Source organism: Mesorhizobium sp. B2-7-1 (assembly GCF_006440735.1).
Lineage (GTDB): Bacteria > Pseudomonadota > Alphaproteobacteria > Rhizobiales > Rhizobiaceae > Mesorhizobium.
The window spans coordinates 1-3,035 of the sequence record NZ_VFUA01000202.1; the positions used below are offsets into that span (position 1 = coordinate 1).

The 3,035-nt window shown below is 65.0% G+C and carries 2 protein-coding genes; both read right to left on the bottom strand.

Annotated features, from left to right (window positions below):
- Positions 1 to 128: 128 nt before the first annotated feature.
- Complete coding sequence (locus FJ471_RS34315; protein ID WP_140811300.1) at positions 129 to 1,433, bottom strand: ABC transporter substrate-binding protein; 1,305 nt, start codon at positions 1,431 to 1,433, stop codon at positions 129 to 131.
- A 156-nt stretch (positions 1,434 to 1,589) separates the two neighbouring features.
- Positions 1,590 to 3,035, bottom strand: a 1,446-nt coding sequence (locus FJ471_RS34320) for a hypothetical protein (RefSeq protein ID WP_246684921.1), incomplete at its 5' end; no start/stop codon positions are given.

Here is a 3,035-nt window from a genome sequence, read left to right on the forward strand (position 1 = left end):
GAAGGCGGCCACCTATCGGCCTTTGCGATTGGCGAAAGCGGTAGGGACAGCCAATCTCCCCCCTTGAGGGGGAGATGTCCGGCAGGACAGAGAGGGGGGCCTGGGCGCTCACGCTGGTTGGAATGAACCTACAGCGCCTGCGTCGTGTAATCCCCTTCCGGCTCGTAGAGGCCGTCCTCGATCTTGGTCTTGTGCACGACCTTGAGCTTGCCGCCTTCGACCTTGGAGATGTTCTGGATGCCGAAGCACTGGTGGATCTTGCCGTTGAAGGTTTTCGGACCCTGCGGATGCTCCGGCCCCTCGGCGAATTCCTTCAGCGCCTCGGTCGCCTCGACCAGCTTAGCGCGGTCTTCGGGTCCCTTGTAGCCCGCATCTTCCATCGCCTTCTTGACGACGTAGAGCGTTTCCCAGCAGCCAAACATGTGGGCGGCGGTGGAGACGTCCTTGGCATCGCCGACCGCGGCGCCATTGTCGTCGATGCCGACAGCGGCGCGGTAGGCTTTCTGCGCCGCCGAGTCATCGGCCTGCGCGTAGCGCGGCGAGCCTTCCCAGAAATGGCTGCCGTCGAGGAATTCCAGCCCGGGGCTGTTGATGTCGACGGCTTCGAGCGAGTCGATGAAGCCGAAAAGCTGCGGCCGCTGCGAGCCGTAGAATTCGCCGAGCTCCTTGACGAAGGTGAGCACCGCCGGGCCGACCATGACGTGATAGATCACCTCGGTCTCAGCCGGGATCTGCGGGAAGTATTTCGTGAAGGACGACTCCGTCGGCGGGATGGCGATCTGGGCGATCACCTCGGCGCCCTGCGCCTTCAGCGCCGGCGGCAGGTAGTCGCGATGGTCATAGCCGAAGGCGAAGTCGGGGAAGATCTGCGTCACCTTCTTGCCGGCATTGGCCGCGATCCACGGCGCCATCGACTGGATCTGGCTCTTCACGTCGGTGATGCCGGGCTGGAAGACGTAACGGTTCAACTTGGTGGAGGCGACGTGATGGCCTTCGCTGACCACGAAATAGGGGATCTTGTTCTCGCCGGCGGCGGGCGCCGAGCCGATCACGACATGCGAGAACAAGGTGCCGAAGACGATGTCGGTCTTGTGCTGCTTGGCGAACTTCGCCACCACCTCGGCGCCGCGCGCCGGATCGGTGCCGTCATCTTCGATGACCAGCTCGACCTGACGGCCGCTGATGCCGCCGGCATCGTTGATCGCCTTGACGGCGGCGGCGCTCGTCTTCTCGTACCAGCGGCCATAGGCGGCGCCGATGCCGGTGCGGTGCGACTGGAAGCCGATCTTGATCGGCGCCGAGCTCTGCGCCTGGCTGTAGCGGACGAAGCCCGGCGCCAGCCCCAGGCCCGCGCCGGCGGCGATGCCCTTCAGCGCGGTGCGGCGCGACAGCGTCGTCTTGGAGAGATCGAAAAATCCGTTTTTGTCAGCCATGTCCGTTCCCCTGTTTTTTCAGTCTTGACCAGCGATAAGGCGGCTACACCATCCTCTTCCCGAGAATGGGAAAATTGCATGTGTACAAACTAAATCACCAAAGCTTTGGCCTGGCAAGCGAGCTTTACCCGACGGCATCGGAGGCGCGCCCTTGTGTCATCCGACGGTCGGCGTGGCAAGCAGCCAAAGGCCGAAGATCGTGTAGGCGATCATCAACAGCGTGAGCGGAAGCTGGCTGAGAGCCGCGCGGGAGGCTTGCGGATGCAGCCGGGCGGCAAGGCCATGCGCAACGAGCACGGCCAGCACATGGCCGGCTATGATCACGCCCGCCTGGACATTCCACAGCCACCAGGCGGACTGGGCGCCGGCGACGACGCCGGCCTCGACCATCATGTTGGCGGTGCCGAACAGGTTCCAGCCGCGCGCGAACGGGTCGGACAGGGCGACCAGCGCATACTGGCCGTGGACGAGCAGCACGGTGAGGTAATGCGCGATGTGATAGGCAAGCGCGATCGGCACGATCGACCAGACCAGCAGGCCGGCGGCTTCCGCGAAAGATTGTCGGTCTCCGGCAAGGCGTTGGCCAAGAAAGACGGTCAGCGCGAACACGACCGCGAGCAGGAAAAAGGTAAGCACCAGGCCAAAGCTGCCGATGCCGATCAATGCCGTGCGACCGGGATATTCCAGCGGATTGACGCCGAACAGGCCAAGCCAGAAGAAGGTTTTCGACAGGCCATCGAAGGACACCGAAGAGAGCGCCAGCAGAAGAAAGGCCGTGCCGCTCAGCGGCAGCGGCCCGGCCGCCAGCAGCTTGGCGCCGGGCCAGCAGAGCGAGAGCCGGCCATCGAGGCGTTCGAACGGCGCGAAGCGGGAGACCATGGCGAAGAAGACTGTCAGGAATTCGCCCCGCCTGCTCCAGGCGCTGTAGCCGAAGATGAGCATGGCGGCGAAGCTCGCCAGCCAGTAGAGGCCGGCAGCGTATGCCAGGCGGGCCGGATCGTCGGGAGCGGGATCGATCAGCTCGAACCAGGCGAAGGCGAAGAACAGCACGAAGGCCGGCCAGAAGCCGAGCCAATTGGGCAGGCGTGACGGCTTTGCATCGTCCGCGCGAAGGCCGAAGACGCGAGATGCGACGCGCCACGGTCCGTACCATGGGTTGAGCCACGACCAGAGGTCGCCCAAGACGCCCTGCAACAGTGTGAAGCCGGCCCAAAGCAACGTCCAGATCACCAGCGGCAGCGGGTTGGAGAGCGGGTCGCGGCTGCCGAAGATGCCGGCGGCGATCAGAAGTGCGAAGCCGGCAAAGGAAATGAGGCTGACTATGGTGCGCGGAGCGTCGCTGACGGTGAACAAGGACAAGCGACGGCGCCAGAAGCGGCCGAGGGCGGCAGGCGACAGCAGCGCCAGCACGAGGAAGCTGACGGCGACGGCAAGCGCGCCGCCGACGAGGTAGTAGCCGGTCGGGAGAAGCAGCACATGGCCGCGGTCGGAGGCGTGGGCGAAGGCGGGGGTAGGGAGGAGGGCGAGGAAAGCGAGGGCGAAGGCTAACCTGCGGCGACGGCGCTCTACGGCCCCCCTCTCTGTCCTGCCGGACATCTCCCC

Excerpts from the sequence above, each read along its gene's own strand:
- FJ471_RS34315 (WP_140811300.1), bottom strand. The coding sequence starts at position 1,433 with ATGGCTGACAAAAACGGATTTTTCGATCTCTCCAAGACGACGCTGTCG.